This is a genomic window from Nocardia carnea (assembly GCF_029868325.1).
Lineage (GTDB): Bacteria > Actinomycetota > Actinomycetes > Mycobacteriales > Mycobacteriaceae > Nocardia > Nocardia carnea_C.
In genome coordinates this window covers 46,287-70,447 of the sequence record NZ_JARWNW010000266.1, presented here as the reverse complement: position 1 = coordinate 70,447, position 24,161 = coordinate 46,287, and the positions used below count along the sequence as shown (strand labels likewise).

General features: G+C 68.0%; 25 protein-coding genes. 7 read left to right on the top strand and 18 right to left on the bottom strand.

Features of this window, described 5'->3' with window-relative positions; all coding sequences use genetic code 11:
* Positions 1-171: 171 nt before the first annotated feature.
* The 4 genes from QH196_RS25495 to QH196_RS25480 form a co-directional block, all read right to left on the bottom strand.
* A complete protein-coding gene (locus tag QH196_RS25495) occupies positions 172-372 on the bottom strand; it encodes a ferredoxin (RefSeq protein ID WP_280418365.1) in 201 nt (66 codons plus the stop codon).
* A gap of 127 nt (positions 373-499) precedes the next feature.
* Positions 500-1,939 carry an MFS transporter gene (locus QH196_RS25490; protein ID WP_280418364.1) on the bottom strand — a complete coding sequence of 480 codons (1,440 nt, stop codon included), beginning with the start codon at positions 1,937-1,939 and terminating at the stop codon, positions 500-502.
* Complete coding sequence (locus QH196_RS25485) at positions 1,939-2,970, bottom strand: LLM class flavin-dependent oxidoreductase (protein ID WP_280418363.1); 1,032 nt, start codon at positions 2,968-2,970, stop codon at positions 1,939-1,941. The genes QH196_RS25490 and QH196_RS25485 overlap by 1 nt, the downstream gene beginning before the upstream one ends.
* 236 nt (positions 2,971-3,206) lie before the next feature.
* Entirely contained in the window at positions 3,207-3,677 is a 471-nt protein-coding gene (locus tag QH196_RS25480; protein ID WP_280418362.1) for a nuclear transport factor 2 family protein, read from the bottom strand.
* A 130-nt stretch (positions 3,678-3,807) separates the two neighbouring features.
* Between QH196_RS25480 and QH196_RS25475 the strand changes: the two genes are divergently transcribed.
* From QH196_RS25475 to QH196_RS25465, 3 genes are read left to right on the top strand one after another with little or no spacing between them, the layout of a single operon-like run.
* On the top strand, positions 3,808-4,539 hold the full coding sequence (locus tag QH196_RS25475) for a FadR/GntR family transcriptional regulator (RefSeq protein ID WP_280418361.1): 732 nt from the start codon (positions 3,808-3,810) through the stop codon (positions 4,537-4,539).
* A 1-nt stretch (position 4,540) separates the two neighbouring features.
* Positions 4,541-4,963 (top strand): Zn-ribbon domain-containing OB-fold protein, encoded by a 423-nt coding sequence (locus tag QH196_RS25470; RefSeq protein ID WP_280418360.1) that lies wholly within the window; start codon positions 4,541-4,543, stop codon positions 4,961-4,963.
* Positions 4,964-4,968: 5 nt separating this feature from the next.
* Positions 4,969-6,156, top strand: a complete 1,188-nt coding sequence (locus QH196_RS25465) for a thiolase C-terminal domain-containing protein (RefSeq protein WP_280418359.1) — start codon at positions 4,969-4,971, stop codon at positions 6,154-6,156.
* Positions 6,157-6,163: 7 nt separating this feature from the next.
* Here the strand turns inward: QH196_RS25465 and QH196_RS25460 are convergent, their stop codons facing one another.
* The 10 genes from QH196_RS25460 to QH196_RS25415 all read right to left on the bottom strand — a co-directional run bounded on the left by QH196_RS25460 (position 6,164) and on the right by QH196_RS25415 (position 17,461).
* The gene (locus QH196_RS25460; RefSeq protein WP_280418358.1) at positions 6,164-6,940 is read right to left on the bottom strand and encodes an SDR family NAD(P)-dependent oxidoreductase; all 777 of its coding nucleotides are present in this window, start codon (positions 6,938-6,940) and stop codon (positions 6,164-6,166) included.
* Positions 6,933-7,877: a zinc-binding dehydrogenase gene (locus tag QH196_RS25455; protein ID WP_280418357.1), complete on the bottom strand. Its 945-nt coding sequence runs from the start codon at positions 7,875-7,877 to the stop codon at positions 6,933-6,935. The genes QH196_RS25460 and QH196_RS25455 overlap by 8 nt, the downstream gene beginning before the upstream one ends.
* A 101-nt stretch (positions 7,878-7,978) precedes the next feature.
* Positions 7,979-8,599, bottom strand: a complete 621-nt coding sequence (locus QH196_RS25450) for a response regulator (protein ID WP_195053651.1) — start codon at positions 8,597-8,599, stop codon at positions 7,979-7,981.
* Positions 8,596-9,750 carry a sensor histidine kinase gene (locus QH196_RS25445; protein ID WP_280418356.1) on the bottom strand — a complete coding sequence of 385 codons (1,155 nt, stop codon included), beginning with the start codon at positions 9,748-9,750 and terminating at the stop codon, positions 8,596-8,598. The genes QH196_RS25450 and QH196_RS25445 overlap by 4 nt, the downstream gene beginning before the upstream one ends.
* A 5-nt stretch (positions 9,751-9,755) precedes the next feature.
* Positions 9,756-10,571, bottom strand: coding sequence for an ABC transporter permease (locus QH196_RS25440; RefSeq protein ID WP_280418355.1), 816 nt, complete (start codon positions 10,569-10,571; stop codon positions 9,756-9,758).
* Complete coding sequence (locus tag QH196_RS25435; RefSeq protein WP_280418354.1) at positions 10,568-11,599, bottom strand: ABC transporter ATP-binding protein; 1,032 nt, start codon at positions 11,597-11,599, stop codon at positions 10,568-10,570. Before QH196_RS25435 ends, QH196_RS25440 begins: the two co-directional genes overlap by 4 nt.
* Positions 11,600-12,183: 584 nt before the next feature.
* Positions 12,184-13,050: a universal stress protein gene (locus tag QH196_RS25430; RefSeq protein ID WP_280418353.1), complete on the bottom strand. Its 867-nt coding sequence runs from the start codon at positions 13,048-13,050 to the stop codon at positions 12,184-12,186.
* 222 nt (positions 13,051-13,272) lie between these two features.
* Positions 13,273-15,504 (bottom strand): catalase/peroxidase HPI, encoded by a 2,232-nt coding sequence (katG, locus tag QH196_RS25425; RefSeq protein WP_280418352.1) that lies wholly within the window; start codon positions 15,502-15,504, stop codon positions 13,273-13,275.
* 31 nt (positions 15,505-15,535) lie between these two features.
* On the bottom strand, positions 15,536-15,943 hold the full coding sequence (locus QH196_RS25420) for a Fur family transcriptional regulator (protein WP_280418368.1): 408 nt from the start codon (positions 15,941-15,943) through the stop codon (positions 15,536-15,538).
* Between the two features lie 111 nt (positions 15,944-16,054).
* Positions 16,055-17,461: a cytochrome P450 gene (locus QH196_RS25415; protein WP_280418351.1), complete on the bottom strand. Its 1,407-nt coding sequence runs from the start codon at positions 17,459-17,461 to the stop codon at positions 16,055-16,057.
* A gap of 100 nt (positions 17,462-17,561) precedes the next feature.
* On the opposite strand from QH196_RS25415, the gene QH196_RS25410 reads away from it, so the two are divergent.
* Together QH196_RS25410 and QH196_RS25405 are read left to right on the top strand one after the other, a co-directional pair.
* Positions 17,562-18,173 carry a TetR/AcrR family transcriptional regulator gene (locus QH196_RS25410; protein ID WP_280418350.1) on the top strand — a complete coding sequence of 204 codons (612 nt, stop codon included), beginning with the start codon at positions 17,562-17,564 and terminating at the stop codon, positions 18,171-18,173.
* A gap of 100 nt (positions 18,174-18,273) precedes the next feature.
* On the top strand, positions 18,274-19,617 hold the full coding sequence (locus QH196_RS25405) for an NAD(P)/FAD-dependent oxidoreductase (RefSeq protein WP_280418349.1): 1,344 nt from the start codon (positions 18,274-18,276) through the stop codon (positions 19,615-19,617).
* Positions 19,618-19,719: 102 nt separating this feature from the next.
* Here QH196_RS25405 and QH196_RS25400 read toward each other — a convergent pair whose 3' ends face one another.
* Positions 19,720-20,460 (bottom strand): hypothetical protein, encoded by a 741-nt coding sequence (locus QH196_RS25400; RefSeq protein WP_280418348.1) that lies wholly within the window; start codon positions 20,458-20,460, stop codon positions 19,720-19,722.
* A gap of 236 nt (positions 20,461-20,696) precedes the next feature.
* Between QH196_RS25400 and QH196_RS25395 the strand changes: the two genes are divergently transcribed.
* Positions 20,697-21,779 carry a fatty acid desaturase family protein gene (locus tag QH196_RS25395; protein WP_280418347.1) on the top strand — a complete coding sequence of 361 codons (1,083 nt, stop codon included), beginning with the start codon at positions 20,697-20,699 and terminating at the stop codon, positions 21,777-21,779.
* Positions 21,780-21,906: 127 nt separating this feature from the next.
* On the opposite strand, the gene QH196_RS25390 is transcribed toward QH196_RS25395, so the two are convergent.
* Together QH196_RS25390 and QH196_RS25385 are read right to left on the bottom strand one after the other, a co-directional pair.
* On the bottom strand, positions 21,907-22,269 hold the full coding sequence (locus tag QH196_RS25390) for a hypothetical protein (RefSeq protein ID WP_280418346.1): 363 nt from the start codon (positions 22,267-22,269) through the stop codon (positions 21,907-21,909).
* Between the two features lie 35 nt (positions 22,270-22,304).
* A complete protein-coding gene (locus tag QH196_RS25385; protein ID WP_280418345.1) occupies positions 22,305-23,108 on the bottom strand; it encodes a peptidoglycan recognition protein family protein in 804 nt (267 codons plus the stop codon).
* 258 nt (positions 23,109-23,366) lie between these two features.
* Between QH196_RS25385 and QH196_RS25380 the strand changes: the two genes are divergently transcribed.
* Complete coding sequence (locus QH196_RS25380; RefSeq protein WP_280418344.1) at positions 23,367-23,642, top strand: helix-turn-helix domain-containing protein; 276 nt, start codon at positions 23,367-23,369, stop codon at positions 23,640-23,642.
* Here QH196_RS25380 and QH196_RS25375 read toward each other — a convergent pair.
* On the bottom strand, positions 23,604-23,765 hold the full coding sequence (locus QH196_RS25375; protein WP_280418343.1) for a hypothetical protein: 162 nt from the start codon (positions 23,763-23,765) through the stop codon (positions 23,604-23,606). The two genes, QH196_RS25380 and QH196_RS25375, sit on opposite strands and share 39 nt — an antisense overlap.
* Positions 23,766-24,161: the final 396 nt, after the last annotated feature.

Here is a 24,161-nt window from a genome sequence, read left to right as displayed (position 1 = left end):
GGGTGGTCTGGCCCGCCCCCCGCCGGGCCGCGTCCCCCCGCGCCGCGAGGGCCCCCCCCCGGCGCCGCTCCCGGGCCGGGGGGGCTCCCACCCCCCCGCCCCCGGCGTGTCGGGCCCCCGCGACCCGGGCCTCCTTCCCCTGTCGGGGGGGCCGCGGTGTTTCGGTGGGGGTTACGACTCGCCGACGGCGATGGCCGTCTCCGGACATGCCTGCGCCGCAGCCTCCGCCTCTGCGGTCAATTCGCCGGGGACTTCCCAGGTTTGCCCGCGTTCGACGACGAAACCTTCGTCGTCATCGGTCAGCAGCCGCTCCGCCACCGCATAACACCGGCCGTGCCCCATACACCGGCCCGCTTCGATCGAAATGAACATCGACATCCTCACTCTTCTTCCGGATCTGTCCTGCGCCCATCCGGCCGGGCCGGAAGCAGTCGCGGCTTCGAAATACCAGGCGGGCAACAACACCCGCGCAACGCACCCGCGGCATGCGGTGCCGGACTCAGACCGTCTCTTCGGTAACGGATTTGGGAGCCCGGATGAGCGCCACGAGGAGCAGGCCGACCACCGAGACCCCGGCCCCGATCAGCCAGCCGAGCTGGAAGCTGTGCTCGGCCGGGACCTCGGTCTGGCCGATCCTGATCACCTCGGCGGTGAGCACACCGCTGATCGCCGCACTGCCGATGGCACCGCCGAGCGGCGCGCTGATCTGGCCGATACTCGCCGCCGTGGCGACCTCGTCGGCGCGCAGGGCCGTGATGAAGGTCAGGTAGGCGCTGGCCGACGCCAGCCCGTAGGAGAGCCCGACGATGACCGGCCACACCCACAGCTGCCATGCCGAATCATGGGCGAACGCCAGCAACAGCATCCCGATCGTGCACCCGGTGAACGCCAGCAGGCACATCACCCGTGCCGGGACGAACCGGCTCAACCGCCCGGCCGAGGCGCTGCCCACCACGATGCCGATGCAGAACATCAGCATCAGCAGGCCACTGGTCAGTGCGCTGTAACCGAAACCGAAACCGGCCGATGCCGGGGTTTCGGTGAATTTCGGCAGGGTGAAATTCATGATCCAGGCGAGCATTCCGGCCAGGAAGAACACCAGCCAGCCGCGCAGGAAGTTCATATTCCGCAGTGCGCGGGTGTTCACCAGCGGCGCCGGCACCCGCGATTCGACAACCCACCAGATCGCCACCGCCACAATGCCGCACAGCAGCGGTACCAGGACCGAAGGCGATGTCCAGCCCCACTGCGAGCCCATGCTGAGCGGTACCAGGACCAGCGCGAGTGCGGCGGTCAGCAACAGCCCGCCGAACCAGTCGACCCGCCCGCGGCCCGGCCCGTCCTGGCGCGGAATGGTGGCGAGCGCGCCGGCGATCCCGATGGCCCCGAGCACGGCCAGCACCCAGAACACCAACCGCCAGTCGACCTGGACGGTATCGGTCAGCAGTCCGCCGACGGCGAACGAGAGCCCAGCCGCGACACCTTCCGCGGCCGCGATCCAGGACAGGACGACGCTCAGTGTCCGGCCGGACAGGTTGGTGCGGGCGATCGCCAGCGCGAGCGCGATCGCGCCGAGGGTGAACCCGCCGATGAACCTGCCGACCAGCAGCACGGTCATATTCGGTGCCACGGCGCCGAGAACACTGCCGGCAGTCAGCAGGCTCATCGTCACCACTGTCGTCCGCCGCTGCCCGAACAGGGACGCGACCGGCGGGAGCAGAGCGGTACCGATCGCCCCGCTGAGCGAACCGATGATGACGACCCAGTTGAGCAGGCCGCCGGTCGCCCCGAATTCCGCCCCGATCGGGCTGAGCAACTTGAGCGGGATGGTCGTGACGAGAGTCGCCAGAATGACGCAGTAACCGATCATCACGACCAGGCCGCGTGGCATCACGGCGGGCATTTCGCTGTTGTGCGAATCTTCGACGGTAGTGGTCATCACGCCGCCTCTCCGGTGCGTTCCTGGGCCGACGGGCGATACCCGAGCGTGACGAGTCGCGGCAGGACCTCGGTTTCGAACAGGCGCAGACTGCGCCATCCCGCGTCCAGCGGCAGCCCGCCCATCAACGGCTGGAACACCAATTCCGCGTCCGGGCCCAGCTTTTCGCAGAGCGCTACGCATTCGTCGGGCGTGACGACGCGGATATTCGGGTCCGTCTGCAGATCGGCCAAGCCCGCGGCGGGACGGTAGGCCGTGGTGCCCACGCCGCGCTCCCGCGCCCAGTTCGCGTTGGCGTTCGTCGTGTAGAGCACATGTGGTGCGACGATTTCCCAATCGCGGGCCGGATCGTCGGAGACGAACAGGAACAGCGGACCGCTCACCGGTCCGCGCGGGGGCACCGGTTTACCGAGACGCCTGCGCTCGGTGGCATAGATGTCGTACAGCCGGTCCTTTTCGGCGCCGGCCGGGCGGTACCCGTCGCCGATCCGGGCCGCGCGGAGCGCCGAGGCTTCGGCCGAACCACCGATGTAGAGTTCCGGTCCCCCGGGACGCGCGGGCCGGGGCCGGACCTGTACCCGTTCGCCACGGAAGTCGAATTCCGCACCGGTCCACGCCCGGCGCAGCACCTCGACGGTTTCCTCGAGGATCTGCACGCGCCGGCGGCGGTCGACACCGAACATCCGGTATTCGCCGTCGCGGTAGCCGAGGCCGAGCGTCACCTCGAGCCGCCCGCCGCCGACCAGGTCCAGCCCGGCGAGGTCTTCGGCCAGCCGCAGCGGGTGATGCAGCACCGCGACGAGCGCCGACAGGTGTACCCGCAGTCGGCGGGTCCGGCCGAGTATCGCCGAGCCCAGAATCATCGGCGCGGCACAGTAGCCGTCGTCGGCGCCGTGGTGTTCGGCGAGGTACACCGTCTCGAATCCGAGGTCGTCCGCCCAGGCGGCATGCTCGAGCGCCGCGGTGTACTGCTCGGGACTGCCCACCCCGATATCGGGCGACCGCATGTCATAGCGTAGGGCCAGCTTCACGTCGCACTCCGTTCGATTGAAGGGCGGCAAAGGTTTTCGCGATCACCGCCCCGGGGCCGGTGATGAACCGGCCTGCACTCTTCCTCGCCCCCTCGGGTCCGCCCAGACTCGGCAGATTCAGGAGAACCATAGCAACCATGCGTATGGTTATGAAGGAAATCGGCAAATCCCGGTCGACCCACCGGACAGTGAGCAATAGACGCTTCCGACCGCGCCATACCGACGGCTTCGGCAAATCAGCGAACCCGGGTACCGCCCGGCCACCCGTTCGCCAGATCAGTACTCACCTCGACGACCACACCCTTCTCCGCGAAGCACGGCCGGTCACCGCCGGTATCCACAACATCGTCATAGCTACCCCAGCCGAGGACCGAACGCCCGGTCCCGCTCCCGGTGAAGAAGAACTGGGATTGCACACGCACCCGGGAATCGCCGAGCCAGGCGGTGCGCACATTGGCAATGAAATGGCGTTTCACCGAGGGGTCGGCGGCGAATGCCGATTCGAAGAAATTGCGGATCTCCGCAGCTCCACGGACGGTCCGCGACGGCGTGGTCAGCACAGCGTCGGACGCGAACAGCGCCGTCACGGTTTCCGGGTCCGGATCGTCGAGGGTTCGCACATAGGCATGCACGTGGTCGCGGGCGCTCTCGATCGCCTGCAGTCTGCGCACATGTTCGCGCAGTTCGGCAAGTTCACCGTCACTCATGACCGCCTCCTCGTGATCACCCGGTCGCACTGGCTCGCCACGAACCTTCAGCGCTAATCCCTGCACATGAATAGCATTGAATGTAGGGTGTGGGAACAACAAGCACAACAGCCACATCAGGGGAGAACAGATGGCCGCTACCGAACGACCGAAGAAGACGGCGCTGCTCGTGGCACAGCGCATCGTCGATGACATCAACCGCCGGGGCAACCAGGTCGGGGATCGTCTCCCGCCGGAGAAAGCCATGCTGGAGGCCTACGACGTCGGCCGCGGGACCCTGCGCGAATCACTGCGATTCCTCGAACTCCAGGGCGTCATCACCCTCAAACCCGGTCCCAGCGGCGGCCCTATTCTGCAGCAGCCCGACAGCTCCGCACTGGCCACCTCGCTGAGCTTGCTGCTGCAGTTCCAGCGGGCCCCGTTCCAGACGGTGATCGAGACCCGCGCCGCACTCGAACCCCATATGGCCCGGCTCGCCGCCGAGCGCATGGACGAGACGGATATCGCGACGCTGTTCGAGATCATCGAGCTCGAGCAGGAGAACCTGAACGACCACACGGGATTCCTCAGCCAGACCCGGCGCTTCCACACCACCGTGGCCCAGGGATCCGGGAACCTCGTCTTCGCCTCGCTGTTCATCGCGCTGTTCGACATTCTCGACGGCGCCGCGGTCGGCGTCGAATATCCGGCCCGGCAGCGGAAACTGACCGTCGAGATCCACACGTCCATCGCCACCGCGATCTCCGAACGCGATCCCGGCCGCGCCGAGGAACTGATGACCACACATATGCACGCGCTGGCCGGCTACACCAAGAAGAACTACGCCGAGGCGCTGGCGGCAACCGTGACCTGGAAGATGTGAGATGACAACAGCAAGCACCCGCCCGGTACCCTTCCCCGACGATGTCACCGAGGGCTTCTGGGACAGCCTCCGCGCACAGACGCTCAGCATTCAGCGGTGCGTCCGGTGTTCGCGGTTCAACCACGCCCCGAGCCTGACGTGTCCGGCGTGCGGTAGCGAGGATCTCCGCTACGAGCCGGTCTCCGGCCGCGGAACAGTGCACAGCTACACCGTTCTGGAAGATCCCCCCGGCCCCGGTTTCGCGACATTGGTGCCGCTGGTGGTGGTCGTCGTGGAACTGGTGGAACAGCCCGGGCTGCTCATGGTGGCCAACCTGCTCGGGACCGAACCGGCCGCGGTGCGGATCGGTGCCGAGGTCGAGGTGACGTTCGAAGAGATCTCCGAGGACTGCGTGCTACCGCAGTTCCGGCCGGCGGGAGCGTGAGGGATATGTGGGAACTGCGGGACAAGGTCGCCGTCGCGGGTGTCGGGTACAGCGAGCTCGGGCGGCGGTTGCCGCGCACTCTGGCGGCACTCACGGTGGAGGCGTGTGATCGCGCGCTGGCCGACGCCGGCGTCGAGCGTTCGGCGGTGGACGGTATCGCGACCTCGCCCTCCATGCCGCGCTACGGCGGAACGAAAGGTACCGGCGAAGGTATCGACGTCGTCACGCCGTATCACCTGCCGCAACTGCTGGGGATCAGACCGCAGATCACCTGGACCGGATCCACCAACGGCATGGTGACGCAGAGCCTGATGGATGCGGCCATGGCGATCCACTCCGGAGTGTGCACGCATGCGCTGGTCTACCGGTCGCTGCACGTGCCCAAGGGTAAGTACGTCAACTACGACAGCACGATCGCCGCCGGGCCGGATCAGTTCCAGGCGCCGTTCGGCTTCAGCAACCCGCCGGCCTGGGCGGCAACCGTACTGCGCCGATACCTCGACCTGAACGGATACTCCCGGGCGGATCTGGCGCCGTTCCTGGTCGCCAACCGGGAGAACGCGCAGAAGAACCCCCATGCGTACTGGCGGGGTTCCACCCTGTCGGCCGCGGATTATCTGAATGCCCGGATGATCGCCGATCCGATGTCCATCCTGGACTGCGATATTCCCGTCGACGGCGCGGTCGCTGTCCTGCTCACCTCGACGGAACGGGCGCGGGACCTACGGCAGCCGCCGGCTCTGCTCACCGGATTCGCCGCCGGCACCCACACCGCGCCGACGGGGGCGGTGATGACCCTCGAAGATCTCGTCGAGGGCGCCGAGCAGATCGCGCGGACGCTGTGGCGCACCAGCGGCCTCGGACCATCCGATATCGACAATGCCCAGTTGTACGACGGTTTCAGCGTTTTCGTCTACACCTGGCTCGAGGGGATGGGCTTCGTCGGCCGCGGCGAGGCTGTGCCGTTCGCGCGGGACGGGCATACGACCGTGACCGGGAAACTCCCGGTCAATACCGGCGGTGGCGCGCTCGGCGAAGGCCGTCTGCACGGGATGACGCACCTCGCCGAGGCGGTGCTGCAGGTGACCGGGCGGGGCGGGGAACGCCAAGTGCCGGAGGCGTCGCGGGCGCTGGTCACGGTCTCGAACGGACTGGCCAAGTCGACCGCGTTCGTTTTCAGCCGGGACCGCTGAACTTCCCTCAGGGCCCGGCGAACTTCCCCTTCGCGAAACTCGCCGGGCCCGGGGCGTGGGTGTATCCGGCGTCCGCGAACAGCTCCGTACCGGTGACGAATGCGGAGTCCGCGCCGGCCAGGAACGACACCGCCCCGGCCACATCCCCGGGCACACCCGGGCGGCCGACGAGCGGACTGGGCGCCATCGCCTGCGTGGCGGCGGCGAGATCGGCCGGATCATCAGCGAGGACGGCGGCGGTCATCGGGGAGACGATCGCGCCCGGCACAACGGAATTGACCCGGATCCCGTAGTCGCGCACCTCGGCGGCGACCGCTCGCACCAGCCCGGCGACACCGGCCTTGGTCGCGCTGTAGACATGCGGGCCCACACCGCCCACGGCCCCGCCCGGACTGGCGGTGACAATGATCGAACCGCGCCGGTGTGGCCGCATCACCCGGACCGCATGCTTGAGGCACAGCAGGGTGCCACGCAGGTTGACCGCGATCGTCCGGTCCGCTTCCGCGGTATCGGTCTGCTCGATGGGCCCGAGCGCACCGAAGATCCCGGCATTGGCGAAGAACACGTCCAGGGCCCCGGCCCGGTCCACCAGTGCCTCGATATCGGCCTCCCGGGTCACATCGGTGGGCACGAACTCCCCGCCGAGCCGCCGCGCGAGCGCCCGGCCCGGTTCCTCTTGCACATCGGCGACCAGGACACGGAACCCGTCGGCGGCCAAGCGTTCGGCACAGGCCGCGCCGATCCCGCTCGCACCGCCGGTGACGATCGCCACCGGCTCAGTCATAGACGGCCACCAGCCGGCCGTCGACCTCGCCGCGGCGCAGCCGTTCCAGGCCCGCGGGGATCTCGTCGAAGGTGATCGGCACGACCTGGGGGTTCAGCTCCCCCGCGGCGACCAGGTCGTACACGGCCGCGATATCGGCCACCGAACCGCCGCGCGACCCGATGAGCGTGATCTGCTTGAAAATCAAGGTGCCGGTGGATATCTCTGCGGTCAGTTCACCCATACCGACCTGCACGACGGTGCCGAACTCGCGTACGGTCTCGATGGCGGCGGCCGTGGTGGTGCCGAACCCCGCGAAATCGATGATCAGATCGAGGTTCTCCCCGGCGAACTCGGTGATATCGCCACATACCGCCTGCGCACCGAGCTCTTTCGCCAGCGGCCACAAGGATTGCTTTTTCTCCGCGACGAATACGGTGGCCCCTTTCACCGCCGCGACCCGGGCCGCCACCTGGCCGAGCCCGCCGAGGCCGATGATCCCGACCTTGTCGCCCGCCCGCACACCGCCCCGGCGCACGAGGGCATGGTAGGCCGCGCAGCCGGCGTCGGTGCCGAGTGCGGCCTGTTCGAACCCCACTCCCTCGGGTATCCGCACGAGATCTTCGGGGAGCGCGGTGCACCGGAAGGAGTATCCGCCGTCGCGTCCCTGCCCCGGCCGGGTCCGCCCGGCCGCGAATACACCGACCCGATCACCGGGCTCATAATCTTCGACCCCGGCACCGACCTCGGCGATCACCCCGGCCACCTCGTGCCCGAGTGTCAGCGGGAAAGGTCCGATGCGTTCCGTCCACTTCGGCTCGTGCAGGATCCCGACATCGGTATGACAGAGCCCGGCCGCCTTGATCTCGATGAGCACCTCCCCCGCCGCCGGCCGCGGCTCCGGTACGTCCCGGAGCGCGAGCGGCGTTCCCACACGTTCGAACTGCCAAGCCCTCATACCCGTCTCCCGCTTTCCCGTGGTCCGCTCCACAGCCACATATCTATGTGCATAATTATCTTCAATATAAGGAGGTGGCACCAACGGGGCAAGGAATCGGCTCAGATCCAGCCCTTCTCGCGGGCCTTCAAGGCCGCTTCGTAGCGGTTGGAGACCCCGAGTTTGGCCATGGCAGCGGACAGGTAGTTGCGGGTCGTGCCTGGTGACAGATGCGCGCGGCGGGCGATTTCGTCGACGGAGGCACCGTCGGCGGCGTATTCGAGAACATCCGCCTCACGCGCGGTGAGGACCGTATCGCCGGCGCTGATGGCCTCCGCAGCCAATTCCGGATCCACGTATCGGCCGCCACCGTGGACGGTGCGGATAACCTCCGCGAGGGTGCCCGCCGATGTCGTCTTGGGCAGGAAACCACGCACACCGCCGGCCAGTGCCCGCTTGAGATATCCGGGCCGGCCGTGGCTGGTGACGATCACCGTGCCCGCTCCCGGAGTGAGGCGCTGAATTTCCCCGGCGGTCGCAATACCGTCCAAACCGGGCATCTGCAGATCGATGACGGCCACCCCGGCCGGGTCCCCGCTCTCGCAGCGCCGCCGCCACGCGGCGACGAGTTCCGCACCGGAGCCCACATGCCCGACGACCTCGAGATCGGCTTCCAGATCGAGCATCGTCGCCAGGGCCGCGCGGATCAACGTTTCATCGTCGGCCAGGAAAACGGGGATCACTGCTTCTCCCAATGGATTTCGAGAACGAACTCGCCGGATTCCAGACCCGCTTCCAGAGTTGCGCCGACGAGTTCGAGTCGTTCGGCCAGGCCACGCAAACCCGACCGCTCGCCCAGCGTGGTGTGTGGCCGGTTGTTGCGCAACGACATTCCCGCCGTCCCGAGGATCAGCGTCGCCGAGGTCGCGGCGGAATGCTCGACGATATTCGTCGTCCCCTCGCGCACCACCCACGCGGCGACGTCGTGGTAGCGCGCGGGAACGGCGGCGGGATCGCCTTCGACGATCAGTGCACACTCCACCGCGGACAGCAGCGACCGCGCACCTGCCACCTCCTCGCGCAGGTCGATATCCCGGTAGCCGCGAACCAGCGCCCGCATCTGCCCCATCGACTCGACGGCCAGGGACCGCACACTGTCCATTTCACCGGCCGCCCGGCCCGTTTCGCCGGCCTTCGAAAGCGCCACTGCCAATTCGCTTTTCACCGCGATCGCGGAAAACCCGCGGCCGACGACATCGTGCAGATCACGGGCGAACCGCAAGCGTTCCTGCGCCACCTGCAGTTCGGCCTCGATATCCTTCGTCCGCTCCAGCTCGTCGACCATCCGGATCCCCCAAATGCTGATCAGCATCGTACCGAGGACGAAAGCGCCACCGAAAAAGGTCGCCCCACTGATCGAGGCAACGAAGGCGAGGTCGGGGTGCACACTCGAGCCGGAACGCAACGCCACACCGGTGGCAAAGGCCAGCGCCGCCAGAATCAACCATCGGTACCGGAAGTACGGGATCACGGCGAAGGCTGCCAGGAACACGGTGACGAGGCATACCGCCCGAGTGCCCGCGAGGGGTGCCGTTTCGGCCGCATCCGGCGCAGGCACCAGGGCATAGATCGCCCACACCGCTGCCAGCACCACTGTCGCTGCGCGGAACATCCACTGTCGTGTGGCGGCGTTTGCCCACGTGGCGAATTCGGGGCGTGCCTCGATCGCCGCAGCCGCCGCGATACCGGCGACCGCGATACCGGCCGCCGGCAACGGTTGCGGCGCGACAACGACTATCGCCAGGACGATCCCCAGGATCGACCCTTGTAGCGACAGCCGCATGTACAGCCTGAACTTGGCCGGCCCCGGCAGCGCGCGCCACCATGCGGCCACCCGGTTCACCCGCGGTCGTCCCAGCGGAAACTCCGGCGAGTCAGCGCGAGCGCCAGGACCGTCCATATCGCCAGTGTCGCAAACGGCCGGCCGAGTGCGGTGAAGGTGCCCGCGAAGTCGAGTGCCGGATCGTCGGCGGAACCGAGGGCCGTCCGGCCGGCGGCACCGAGGAACACCAGATCGGATACGGCGGCGAACGGAGTCCACTCGGCCAGGTCGGCCAGCCGGTCCGGCAGTATCCCGCGGATCGAGCCGAGACCGAGCATCGCGACCGTCATCACCGGCAACGAGGTGATCTGGGCCGCCTCGGCGTTCTTGGTCGCGGCACTGGTGGCCAGCGCGAGCAGCGTGAACAGGACGATCCCGCCCACCAGCGCGAGGACGATCGCGAACGGATTCACCGGTGCGGGCGCGCCGGTACCGTAGATCACCGCGGCGATGACGACCGTACAGAACAGTGTCACCACGGCACCGGGAACGCCCGGGGCGGCCTGGATCTGCCAATCGGCGGCCTCACCTGTCCGCAGCCGTTTCAGTACTCCCTCGCCGCGGCGGGTCGTCACCATGGACAGCACCGAGTAGTACTGCATGAACAGCAGCGCCAGCAGAGCGAACATCTCGAACGCTGTCGCCGCCATCGCTGCGGTGGGTTCTGCATCCCTGCGGGCAATGAAGTAAAGGGCCAGCGGGAGCCCGATCGGGAAGACGGTTGCCGTGTAGACCAGCGTCTTGTTCCGGCGGAACTGCAGATATTCGGCCTTCGCGAGTGCCTTCAGCGGGCGGCGGCGGAAACCGGCGGGCGGGGTCGCGATGGTGGTCATCGGGTAGCTCCGATCAGTTGCGGCTCGTCCATCGATCCGCCGGCGGATTCGGCGGCGATATCGAGGAATACCGATTCGAGGGAGGCGGCCCGGGCGTCCAGACCTGCCAGGCGGATACCGTGCCCACCGGCCCAGCCGAGAAGTTCGAGCAGATGCCCCTGGAGATCGTGGGTGCTGACGGTGACCCGCTCCCCGGCGTCGACGACGGCGGTGGGCAGTGGGGGTAACGGTAGCCCGGGGTGGTCGAAGACGATCCGGGCGGGATGGCCGTCGACGATATCGCGCAGGGTTCCGCGGCGCGCGATCGTGCCCTTGTGCATGATCGCGATACGGTCGGCCAGCGCCTCGGCCTCGTCCAGGTAGTGCGTCGTGAGCACCATCGTCACGCCGGCCGCCTTCAGATCGGCGAGCAATTGCCAGGTGCCGCGGCGGCTCTCGGGGTCGAGTCCGGTGGTCGGTTCGTCGAGAAACAGCAAACGCGGCTGCCCCAGCAGTGCACAAGCCATATCGACGCGGCGGCGCTCACCGCCGGACAGCGAGCCGACCCGCACATCGGCGCGGCCGGTGAGCCCGACCTGCGCGAGCACCACCTCGGCGGTGGTCGGGGCGGTGCACGTCCCGCGCCACATCTCGAGTGTTTCACCGACGGTCAGTTCGGCCGGTAGCCCGCCGGACTGCAGCATGATCCCCACCTGTGCGCGGACCTGCGCGCGATCGCGCCGCGGATCCAGCCCGAATACCCGCACGTCCCCGGCGGACGGTGCGGTGAGCCCCTCGAGAATGTCCAGGGTCGAGGTCTTCCCGGCGCCGTTGGTGCCCAGCAGCGCGAAAACCTCCCCCTCCGCGACGTCGATATCCACACCGCGGACCGCCTCGAACGCGTCCTTTCCCTGGCCGTAGGTCCGGCGCAGACCACGCGCGCTGATGACATCGTTCGCCGGTGCCGATGCGGCGGGCCGGGTGGCCGCAGAGGTCTCATACGACCGCTCAGCGCCCGGATCCGGCGATCCGTACTCCGTTCTGTTCATACCTCCCACCCTCACGGAGACAGCCGGTCACCAGTAGTACGACCAGTCATCGATCCACGATGAATAGTTCATGGGCCAGTACTGACAAATGTCATGACCGGCCGCACGGACGCCGGGCGGCAATGCGGTGGCGGCCGCGATGCCGGCGTTTGCGGTAACCGCGGTCGCGAGCACTGTCGGCGGCTCGAGCGCGCGGAACCCGCGCCGAGGCGTCGGCCGTGAGGAAGGAGACGTGCCGAGTCCGCGTGTGTCGACCGATCGTCAATCCTGGCGATACTGTCGCGTTCCTCATCGGCCGCCCGGGCTGCCGATGAGCTGCGAGGCGACCAACAGCGAGCGGACCGGTCAGGGGCGACACCGGTCCGCAATCGGACAGCCGAATTACGGGTGGATGCACGGCCAGGCCGGGAAAACCTCGCTCGAGCCGAAGGCGAGGCCGCGGCTCCGACGCCGTGCGGCTGCCTTCCCGGACCTGACCGCCATGCGAGGCGGCGAGCGAGTGGTGAGCAGTATCGCGCTCTTCGCCGTCGTCAAGGATGTCACTCCAGCGCCGGACGCCGCCTGTAAGTCGCAGGTGCGGGCGATCAGTCGCGGGCGCGGGCGATGAGGAGGGGGACCCGGGTGCTGTGCAGGACTGCTTGGCCGACCGACCCGAGCGTCATACCGGCGAAACCGCCGCGGCCGTGACTTCCGACGACGATGAGCTGCGCATTCTCGGATTCGGCCAGGATCCGGCGGGCGGGCCGATCCTCGGCCACGATCGAGGTGACCGGTACGTCGGGGTACCGCTCGGCGCGGCCGGCCAGGCTCTCGGCCTGCATCACTCGGGCCTGTTCCTGCATATCGTCGCGGGAGATGTAGCGGAACGATTCCGACCAGGTGGTCACCGCGATCACGCCGACGTACCCGCGGGAGGCTTCCTCGAACGCGATATCGACGGCTTCCTGGCCGCGCGGGGAGCCGTCCACGCCGACCACCACCGGGCGCTGCCCGAGGTCGCGGGCCGGTTCCTCGGTATCGGGGATCACCGCCACCGGGCAGTGGGCGTGGCGGGCGAGTGAGGTGCTCACGGAGCCGAGCAGTAGCCGGCCGAGGGTGCCGAGGCCGCGGGTGCCCACGACGACCATGCGGGCGTCCGCGGAGAGATCGAGCAGAACCGTGGTGGCACCGAGGTCGGCGACGGTGGTGGTGATCTCCAGATCGGCCGCGGTTTCGCGGGCGGTCTCCTCGGCGGCGGCGAGGATCGTCTCCCCATCGGCCCGCAGCGCCTGGTTGTCCAGGCCGACGACACTGATCTCCGGGCCGAATGTGACCGGTGCACCGATCGCGTGGACGAGGTGGAGTGGGCAGCAATGCAGCGCCGCGCGGCGGGCCGCCCAGCGCAGCGCGTCCAGGGAGGTGGGCGAACCATCGATACCTACGATGATCGGCGGTTCGGAATGTGTGGCCATATCGGATTGCCTCTCGCCTCGCCGTGCTCGGTGCGGCGGAATCGCGGGGCCGCGTCGTCCTCCGTCGAGGATATGGGCGGCGGCGCGACCCCGGCACGCATGCACCGGACCCGTGTCCGGGTTGTGGCGCAATCGCGACCGCACCGGCGGCGCCGTGAGCCGTGCCCGGAAACCGCAACCGGGCCGGTCCGTCACGGACCGGCCCGGTTCAGGACTGCACGATCAGCGCAGATCGAACCGATCGTTCTCGGCGACCTTGACCCACGCCGAAACGAAATCCCGGACGAAACGCGGTCCGGCATCGCGCTGGGCGTAGACCTCGGCCACCGAACGCAGCACGGAATGGGATCCGAAGACCAGATCGTTGGCAGTGGCCGTCCACTTGCGCTCACCGGTCCGCCGGTCGAAGCCCTCGTAGACGTTCTCCGCCGATTCCGAGGCCTTCCACTCGGTGCCCTGATCGAGGAGGTTGACGAAGAAATCCGTGGTCAGCACGCCGGGGCGATCGGTGAACACGCCGTGCGTGCTGCCGCCGTGATTGATACCGAGGACCCGCAGGCCGCCGAGCAGGACCGTCAGTTCCGGAGCCGTCAGGTCCAGCATGTAGGCGCGATCGACCAGCAGGGTTTCCAACGGGGCCTTCTCCCCTGTCCGCACATAGTTGCGGAAGCCGTCGGCCCGCGGTTCGAGTACCGCGGCCGATTCCACATCGGTGTTCTCCTGGGTGGCGTCCGTGCGTCCGGGCGAGAACGGCACGGTGATGTCGTATCCGGCGTCCTTCGCCGCCTGCTGGACACCCGCCGCGCCGGCGAGAACGATCAGATCGGCCAGCGAAACCCGCTTACCACCGGTGGCGGAACTGTTGAAGTCCTGCTGGATCCGTTCGAGGACGGGCAGTACCTGCGCGAGTTCGGCCGGTTCGTTGACCTCCCAGTTCTTCTGCGGTTCGAGCCGGATCCGGGCACCGTTGGCACCGCCGCGCTTATCGGTGCTGCGGAAACTCGCCGCCGCGGCCCAGGCGGTCTTGACCAGCTGTGCGACCGACAGGCCGGAATCGAGGACCTTGCTCTTCAACGCCGCGATATCGGCTTCGTCGATCAGCTCGTGATCCACCGGCGGTACCGGGTCCTGCCACAGCTGCGGTTCGGGCACCCAGGGCCCGAGATACCGGCTGATCGGGCCCATATCGCGGTGCAGCAGCTTGTACCAGGCCTTGGCGAACTGCTCGGCGAGTTCCTCGGGATGTTCCAGCCAGCGGCTGGTGATCTCCCGGTAGATCGGGTCCTCGCGCAGGGCGATATCGGTGGTGAGCATGCTCGGGGCGCGAGCCGGGCCGTCGAACGGGTCCGGGATGGTGCCTTCGCCCGCCCCGTCCTTCGGTTTCCACTGCCACGCACCCGCCGGGCTCTTGGTCAGCTCCCATTCGTAGCCGTACAGGTTCTTCAGGAAACCGTTGCTCCACTGGGTGGGGGTCGAGGTCCAGATGACCTCCGGGCCGCCGGTGATCGCGTCGCGGCCGGTGCCCGTGCCGTGCGCACTCTTCCAGCCCAGCCCCTGCTGCTCGATCGGCGCGGCTTCGGGTTCGGGGCCGACCAGGTCCGGATCACCGGCACCGTGGGTTTTGCCGAAACTGTGGCCGCCGACGATGAGCGCGGCGGTTTCCACATCGTTCATGGCCATCCGGCCGAAGGTTTCCCGGATATCGCGGGCCGCCGCCACCGGGTCGGGCCGGCCGTTGGGCCCCTCCGGGTTCACATAGATCAGGCCCATCTGGACATTGGCGAGCGGGCCGGAGAGTTCCCGGTCGCCGCTGTAGCGTTCGTCGCCGAGCCAGGTGTCCTCCGGACCCCAGTAGATCTCCTCCGGTTCCCAGATATCGGGGCGGCCGAAACCGAAACCGAAGGTCTGGAACCCCATCGAGTCCAATGCGACGTTGCCGGCGAACACCAGCAGGTCGGCCCAGGAGATCTGTGTGCCGTACTTCTGCTTGACCGGCCACAGCAGCCGGCGCGCCTTGTCCAGGCTCGCATTGTCGGGCCAGCTGTTGAGCGGCGCGAACCGCTGCGCGCCCTGGCCACCGCCGCCGCGTCCGTCGGCGATCCGGTAGGTGCCCGCGGCATGCCAGCTCATCCGGATGAACAGGCCGCCGTAATTGCCGAAGTCGGCGGGCCACCAGTCCTGCGAATCGGTCAGGACCGCCGCGACGTCGGCCTTCAACGCCTCGACATCGAGTTTCGCGAATTCCTTCGCGTAGTCGAAATCGGCGCCCAGCGGGTTGGACTTGGAGGAGTGTGCGTGCAGAACCGAGACGTCGACCTGGTTCGGCCACCAATCCTTGTTGGTACGCGGGCGGCCGTCGGTTTTCACGGTCGGCGCCGGAATCGCCGGATTTTCGCTTTCGCTGTTACTCGAAGTCCCGGTGTCGGGAGCAGGTGGACGGCTATCGGAGGTCACGATATTCCTTCCTGACGAGTGGTGCGGGCTGCTATCGAAAACGGTTCTCTTTCGCGCATTCGGGGCACAGGCCCCAATAGATGACCTCGGCCTCGTCGATCGCGAAGCCGTGATCGTCGGACGCCGTCAGGCAGGGGGAGGTACCGACCGAACAATCGACATCGGCGATCGACCCACATCCCCGGCAGACGACGTGGTGGTGGTTGTCGCCGACGCGGGTCTCATACCTGGCCACGGAACCGGACGGCTGGATACAGCGGAGCAGGCCGGCCGCGGTGAGCGTACGCAACGAGTCGTACACCGCCTGGTGGGATACGGCCGACAGGCGGGATCGCACGACGCGGATGATCGAATCCGTATCGGCGTGCGGGTTGTCGTGCACAGCGTTCAGCACCGCGACCCGCGGTGCGGTGACGCGTAGCGAAACCCCCCGCAGCATCTGCTGGAAATCCTCGGCCGTTTGCACACCGGAAAGTCTCGTCCGTTTTCTGGAATCGGTCAAGGATAGACGGCCTCGTGGCGTTGTGGCGTTCATCCCTGCCGCGCCGGATCACCCCGCGGACGCCGAACTCGCCGCCCGATTCTCCAGCAGGGTGATCGGCAGGCCGTCCTTGGGGAACGGCAGGGAGTGATAGTCCATCGGCGGTACATACGCGGGGTCGAGCGTCCAGTGGTAGTCGCGCAGCAGACGATGCATGATCGCCTTCACCTCGAGGCCGCCGAAATACAGGCCGATACATTTGTGCACGCCACCGCCGAACGGCTCCCACGCGAAGCGATGCGATTTGTCCTCGCGGCGGTCCGGGCCGAAGCGGGCGGGATCGAAGGACGCCGGGTCGGTCCAGTAGTCCTCCATCATGTGGGTGAACTGGACACCCACGATGACATCGGTACCGGCCGGAATCCGGACGCCCTGGATCACCGTGTCCTTCACTGCGTACCGCACCAGGACCGGCACCGGGGCGCGCAGGCGCAGCGCTTCGCGCATCACCAGATCGATCGAGACCAGACCCTCGAGTTCGGCCATGGTCGGCTCCGGGCCGAGCGCGAGCGACTCCTCGCGGCACCGCTGCTGCCATTCCGGATGCTGGCCGAGGTACTGCAGGATCGTGGAGGTGGTGATGGTGGAGGTGTCGTGCGCCGCCATCATCAGGAAGATCATATGGTTCACCACGTCGTCGTCGGAGAACCGTTCACCGTCCTCGGTTTCGACGTGGCAGAGCACCGAGAAGATATCGTCGGTCTGCTCGGCGCGTTTGGCGGGCAGATAGTGGCGCAGGAAATCCTCCAGCACCTTGCGGCCGCGGTAGGCCCGGCCCCACCGGGTGAAAGGGACGTTGGCGCGCACGATTCCGGCGGCGGCCTGGACGCAGGCGATGAATGCCTTGTTGATGCGGTCCATTTCGGCCTGGCTGGTGTCCTGGGCGCCGCCCATGAACAGATCGGCGGCGATATCGAGGGTGAGCTGCTTGAGCTTCCAGTACGACGGGAACTCCTTGCCGGGCTCCCAGCCCGCCACACCCTGTTCGATGGCGGGGTGCAGGCGGCGGGTGTAGGCGTCGAGGCGCGGGCGAGTGAAGGCTTGCTGCATGATCCGCCGGTGCCCGTGATGCTCTTCGAAGTCGATCAGCATGAGGCCGCGATGAAAGAAGGGGCCCACCAGTTCCGACCACGCCGGCCCGTTGGCCAGTGCCTTGTCCTTGTTCTGGAAGGCTTCACCGCAGGCGTCCGCCCCGAGGAGCATGACCGCCGATTTCCCGAGTGCACGGAACGGCGCCACCGAGCCGTAGCGCTCCCAGCGGCTGCGGCACAGCGCCACCGGATCCTTGGCGTATTCGAAAACCTGGCCGAGCACGGGCAGGCCCCGGTCGTCGCGGTGCTGAACCGGAATCGGCCGCGGCGCCGCGGTCTGCGCCGGTGCCGTTTCCTCGCGTGGTCCCAGGGCCTCGGCCGTCATGGTTCACCTCGTGTCGTGTGGTCTCTGTCACGTCCAGCCTGATTCAGGAAGGACGTCCTGTCAACCTTTCATCCGCCGGGCCTGTGGCATGCTGAAAAACGTGGCTGTGCAATCTGGGGTGTATCGGGGCGTCAGCGCCGCCGATCGCGCCGCCGAACGGCGCAGCCGATTGCTCGATGCCGCGCTGACCGTCTGGGCGGATCCGGCAACCCGGACGACGATGACCGCCGTATGCGCCGAGGCGGGCCTGAGCGAGCGCTATTTCTACGAGAGTTTCTCCGGCCTGGACGCGGCGCTCGAGGCGGTGCTGAACCATATCGCCGCCGAGATCGAGGAGATCAGCCGCCGCGCCGCCGACGGGGCCGGCCCGGATCCGGAAGCCCGGGTCCGTGCCTCGGTCCGCGCGTTCGTCCAGCTCCTGCAGGACGACCCCCGTAAGGGCCGAGTCGCCATCATCGAAGCCGTCGCCGTCCCGGAACTACGGCAGCGCCGCACCCAACTGCTCCGCCATCTGGCCCACGAATCGGCACTCGAGGCGCGGGAACATTTCGGCGGTTCCCGCCGCGGCGATACCGCCGACGAAACCGCCGGGCTGTTCTTCATCGGCGGGATGGCCGAACTCGTCACCGCCTGGCTGGACGGCAGCCTGCCGGTATCCGCCGACGAGATCGTCGACGCCGCGGTCCGCGTACTGCTCGGCCTCTATCGCTGACGAGTCCCGACCCCATACATAAGGGATCCACCGCTGCGCACGTTTCGACCGGCGGGTTCCGGGAACCGCGCCGGAAACCGAACGGAGAAGGAGGGTGGCCGTGCCGGACCATCACAAGAGCGCCGACAGCGAGCCGCGACCACAGCGGGTGGTCATAGTCGGCAGCGGATTCGCCGGGTTCACCTGTGCTCGTAAACTCTGCCGCACCCTGGCCGCGGCGGGCGACGATACCGAGGTCGTGCTCGTCTCGCCCACCGACTACATGCTGTACACGCCGCTGCTGCCGGATGTCGCCGGTGGGCTCATCGACCCCCGGTTCGTCGCCGTCTCGCTGACCGACGCGCTCCCCCGGGTCCGGTTGATCGTCGCGACCGCGGAATCGATCGACCTGGACAACAAGACGCTCACCGTGGCCGGCGAAAACCACGGCACCCGCGAACTGACCTGGGACCGGCTGGTGCTCACCCCGGGATCGGTGACCCGGTTGTTCGATGTACCCGGGCTGCCCGAACACGGCCGCGGCCTGAAAACCGTCGCCGAAGCGCTGTATCTGCGCGAGCAGCTGATCCGGCAACTCGAACTCGCCGACCACGAGGACGATCCGGATATCCGGCAGGCCCGGCGCACCGTTGTCGTGGTCGGCGCGTCCTACGCCGGGACCGAACTGGTCGCCCAGCTACGCGCCCTCGCCGACACCTACGCCGCGCGCCGCGGTTTCGACCCGTCCGAGATCCGTTTCCTGCTGCTCGATATGGCCGACCGGGTGATGCCGGAGGTCGGCGAGAAACTGAGCGATCAGGTGCTGTCCGTGCTGCGCGGCCGCGGGATCGATATCCGCCTCGGAATGTCGCTGAAGGAACTCGCTGCTGACCGCGTGGTGCTCACCGACGGCACCACCGTGCCGACCTACACGGTCGCGTGGGTCACCGGTGTGACCGGGGCGCCGGTGCTGAGCACGCTCGATCTGCCGATGGAACGCGGCCGGTTGACGGTGAACGCCGATCTCCGGGTCCCCGGCCATCCCGACGTATTCGCCGGCGGTGACGCGGCCGCGGTCCCGGATCTGACGCAGCCGGGAAAGATCACGCCACCCACCGCCCAGCACGCCACCCGTCAGGGCAAAGTCCTGGCCCGCAATGTGGCCGCGAGCCTGGGCATCGGGGCGCCGGTGCCGTACAAACACCGCGATATGGGACTGGTGGTGGACCTGGGTCCGCGTTTCGCCGTCGCCAACCCGCTCGGGCTTCGCCTCTCGGGCCTGCCCGCCAAAGCGGTCACCCGCGCCTACCACACGTACGCGGTGCCGCGCGGGCTCAACCGGTGGGCGATCACCCTGACCTACCTGACCAACGCCGTCACCCCGCGCCCCCTGACCCTGCTCGGTCTGGTCAGCCCCGAGGAGGCCAGCTTCCACGCCAGCGAAGGTATCCGGCACCAGGTATAGACCGGATGTCCGTTACCGGAAGCCGCTCACGAGATCGGACGATGCTGCCCGGCCTCGGGGTTGTCGACGGCGCCGTTCGGTGGCCGCCGAACGGGTGATTTCCTACCGCACCGCGACCACAGCCGGACCACCGGTGATCTGGGAGAGAACCTCGGCCAGCGCCTGTTCGACATCGGCGGTCTGGTCTTGCGGGCTGCCGCGGGTGTGGGCCGCGACGGTGAACCCCGGACCGAAGGATGCCGACGCGACCTCCGGCGGCGGAAGATCCGACCAGCCCCATTTACTGCCCTGGACGCCGGGCAGCCGCGCGGTACCCCAGTTCTGCTGGGTACCGTCGGCGGCGGTGGGCGGTGCACTCGCCATCCAGCCGAGAATCGGCGAGGTAGGATCGGTCGCCTGTTTCGCGGCGAGGAAATCGGCGAGATCGGCCGTACTGGTCGTGGCGGTGTTCCAGCCCGCGCCCGCTGTGGTCTGCGCCAGGCCGTACTCCACGGCGACCGCACCGATGGCCTGCGGATATTTCGCGGCCACGAGATCGGCGGCCGCATCGTCGGAGAGCCGGATCATGCGTTCGGCATGCATCCGGTCCGCCGGGAAACCGTCGCCATGGCGTAGTGCGTAATCGGCCAGGTAGAGCTTGGCCATCGACAGCGCGCTGCGGGTTTCGAATTCGTTCGGCGTCCCCCAGCGCAGCCCGTTCGGCCCGCGCACCGAAACCGCGCTCCGCGCCGGCATGCTCTCGGCCGGAGCGTCCGGCGGCGGTAACGGTTGCGCGACCGCCGGCACCGGACCGGAACAGGCGGCGGCGATCAGGGTCGCCAGGATCAGGGTGCGATAGCTCATCACTCGCCTCGTTCCGGTTCGGGACACTGCCGGCGGATCGCGCATACCCGCTCCGCCGGGAAACGAACCGGCCAGTTCCGCCAGGCGCCGCGGTCACCCGCCGATTTGTGCGACCGGGACCGGGAATGCGCAGCGGCGACGGTAGGGTGAGCGCACAGTCGACCGCGACGGTCGGCCGGCGGCGGTCACGGATGATCCACCGGCGAAACAACACCTGTGCAGAGATCGGTTACCACATGACGGCAAAAGCCGCCGAATACGCTGTTCCCGCCGACCGGATCGACGAACCGCGACGCGCCCGCACCACCCGGAGCAGCGACTATTCCGGGTTGTTGCAGCAGGTACGCGACGCCGGGCTGCTGGACCGCCGGCCGCGGTACTACATCTGGAAGGCCGCGGCCGTTCTGCTCGCGCTGGTCGCCGGGTGGACCGCTTTCGTCCTGATCGGCGAATCGTGGTGGCAGCTCGCAACCGCGGCGTTCCTGGCCGCGGTCTTCGCACAGCTGGCCTTCCTCGGTCACGATGCCGGGCATCGCCAGATCACCGGCCGCCGCAACCGCGACTATCTGCTGGGGATTCTTTTCGGGAACCTCGCGATCGGGGTCGGTATCGGCTGGTGGACCAGTAACCACAACCGCCACCACGCGCACCCCAACACCGAGGATGCGGACCCGGACATCATGGGGGTGCTCGCGCATTCGAGCCTGCGCGCCCGCACGGGCCAGGGGTTGCGCCGGGTGATCTTCCGGTACCAGGGCTGGCTGTTCTTCCCGATGCTGCTGCTGGAGGGCTGGAGCCTGCACTTCTCCAGCGTCCGCGCCATCGTGCGCCGCGATATCCCCCGGCGCGGACTGGAAGGCGCGACGCTGTTCGCGCACGCCGCCGGCTATCTGACCGTCGTGTTCCTGGTCCTGCCGCCGCTGCAGGCGCTCGTTTTCACCGTGGTGCAGCAGGGCCTGTTCGGCCTGTACATGGGTTCCACTTTCGCGCCCAACCACAAGGGTATGGAGGTGCTCCCGGCCGGTGACAACACCGACTATCTGCGCCGTCAGGTGCTCACCGCACGCAATGTCCGCGGCGGATTCGTCGTCGACACCGCTTTCGGCGGCCTCAACTACCAGATCGAGCACCACCTGTTCCCGTCCATGCCCCGCCCCAACCTGCGCCGCGCCCAGCCGATCGTCGCCGCGTACTGCGCCGATCTCGGGGTGCCCTACTGCGAAACCGGTGTCATCGCCTCCTACGCCCAGTCCATCGGGCATCTGAACACGGTCGGACGATCGACTCGCACAGCGGTCCCGGTGGGCAGCGCGCTGTAGAAGCTCGCGGCGGTCCCCGCATTCGTGCGGGCGACGCGCCTGATCAGCGGCGCGCAGTGCGTGGCGCCTTTTCCTCCCGCAACCGCGCCACGATGACGGCCGCGGCGATATCGGCCGCGTAGTCCGGTTACGGTCGCGGGTCCGCGTGTCGCGGCAGGCCGGACCCGTCGTCGGTCATGGGCGGCGGGGGCGGCACATCGACACCCAGATTCAGTAGTGACGAGCGGACCACCACGTCCCAGGCCGTGTGCTGAGAGGCGGCGAGGCGGCAGCGCTGTTCGGAATCGGCGACCACCCGCCGGTGTGCCTCCAGTTCGGCGGTCATGGCCGCGATCTGCCGGGACAGCGGTTCGACCATCTGCGCGGCCGCCTGCGTGAGTACCTGAACCGCATCGGCCCGGCGTTTACGCCTGCTGAGCAACCCGGCCGCGCAGACACCACCCACGCCGGTGACCAGGCCGCCGAGGACAGAAGCCAGTTCGGTGAGCATGCTGTCCTCCTCTCCGGCCGGATCGGCGCAGCCCCTCAGGCGCGCCGGTCGCTGGTGGGGTCGCGGAACCCGGGAATCTTCAGGGCCGCACCGATCACCCCGAGCGCCTCGGCGGTCGTCCGGTCGCCCAGGAAATCCCAGCCCGGGAAATCCGCGCCGCGGGCGGTGCCCGATCCGGCGAGCTGGTCCAGCGCGAGCCCGACATGTTTGTCGAGGTAATGCAGCATGGTCCGGACGGTGACCTCGTCACCGTGGTGGTTCGTGATCTTCTCATCGAGGAAGGCCATTTCTTCGCCCCTTCCGTCCAGTAGTGCCTGTACATCCCGGCGGAAGGCGTTCATATCGATACCCGCCGGGTCGATCTTTCCCTCGCTCGAGTACTCGTGATGGGCCACGCAATCGCCGGCGCCGCGGCCGAGGCGGCCCAGGATCGCGGCGCAGCCGCGTTTGTAGGCATCGAGCTGCGCCGGGGTCCAGTCCCAGGGCGGGGTGCCGCGGGAGACGGCTTCGATTCCGATCGTGTGATAGTTCGCGTTGTCGGTGGGCCAGCCCGGCCAACCGCCGCGGCCGGCGTGCCAGCAGACACCGACGGCGATCACCCGGTAGCTGCCGTCCTTTTCGAGCACCAGTTGTGCGAGTGGCCCCGGGAGCCCGGGGCGTCCGTTCTGCACGACGCGCCAGTCGTCCGGGCCGCCGCCGGCCGTGTGATGGCACAGGACGCCGCGGATATCGAGGAAATCGCCGTGGCCGCGTTCGCGCCAGCCGTCGTGTTCGATAACGGCGAGGCCGGCGTCGCGGAGCACATCGGCCAGCCAGATCGGGTCGCCGCTCCAGCTCATCGGACCCTCCTGCCCTCGTTCGAATTGCGCATGCACCGCGCGATTCCCGGTGCCGCCGGCAACCATCACAGTTCGAGGTTCTGAACTGCGGTGATAGTCACCCGCTCTACTTCAGAGTATGCCCGCATTGGTCGCTTTTCAACCTATTTCAGTCTGTAAATACCCCCGTACGGTCCCTTTGAAAGGAGACGCTCTGCACGCCGTGCCGAAGCTATCGGGCACTTGATTAAGACCCTGCCCCCTCCCAGAATGGTCGACATGAATGCGACGCCCGCCGAGTCGGAGGACGCGACCGCCGAGGAGGCGAGGCTGGACGCGGCGCTGGGCGCGGAGGTGCGTGCGATGCGCGCCCGCCGCGGCTGGACCCAGGAGGCACTGGCCGAGGCGACCGGCTACAACAAGAAGACCATTGCCCGGCTCGAACACGGCGAACGAGCGATGACCGTGACGCAGCTGTACAAGATCTGCCGGGCGTTCGGGATCCGGCCCAGCGAACTAGTCGGTGCCGCGGAGAAAGAAGTCGGCATCCAGTAACTGCGACGGATCCACACCGCGGCGACGCGCCTCGACGACGAACGACGAAACCGTTGTCGTAGCGGGGTCGTTGTCCAGACGGTCCGCCAGCGCCGCGGTGGGGTCGCGAGCTTCCTTGCCCATGAGCGTTTCCAGTTCCTACCGATCCACGCTCGCGAGGCCGATCCCGCATTCCCCATCGAGCCCGACAGTTCCTACTCGATACCCTCCACGAGGGCCAACGCATGGAGCCGGGCACAGGCTCTTCACCCGAACCCGACGCCGAGTGTAATTTCTCTCGCGCGATCCGCCCAGGCCCGGAAGGAACATCACGGCAATGCGTTTCGCCCACCACACGAACCGCCGGGTAACACGCCGTTGCCCGCATCGGCACACCGGCAAGGCCATCACCGAGCAAATCCGGGACAGCGCCTGTCGCCTGGCAGGTGGCGGCGCGCGAATCACCCTGCACCAGCGAATAGCCCGGCTACGTCGGCGGCGGTGGTGCCACACTATCGGCCGGGGACCACAGAGATCGGC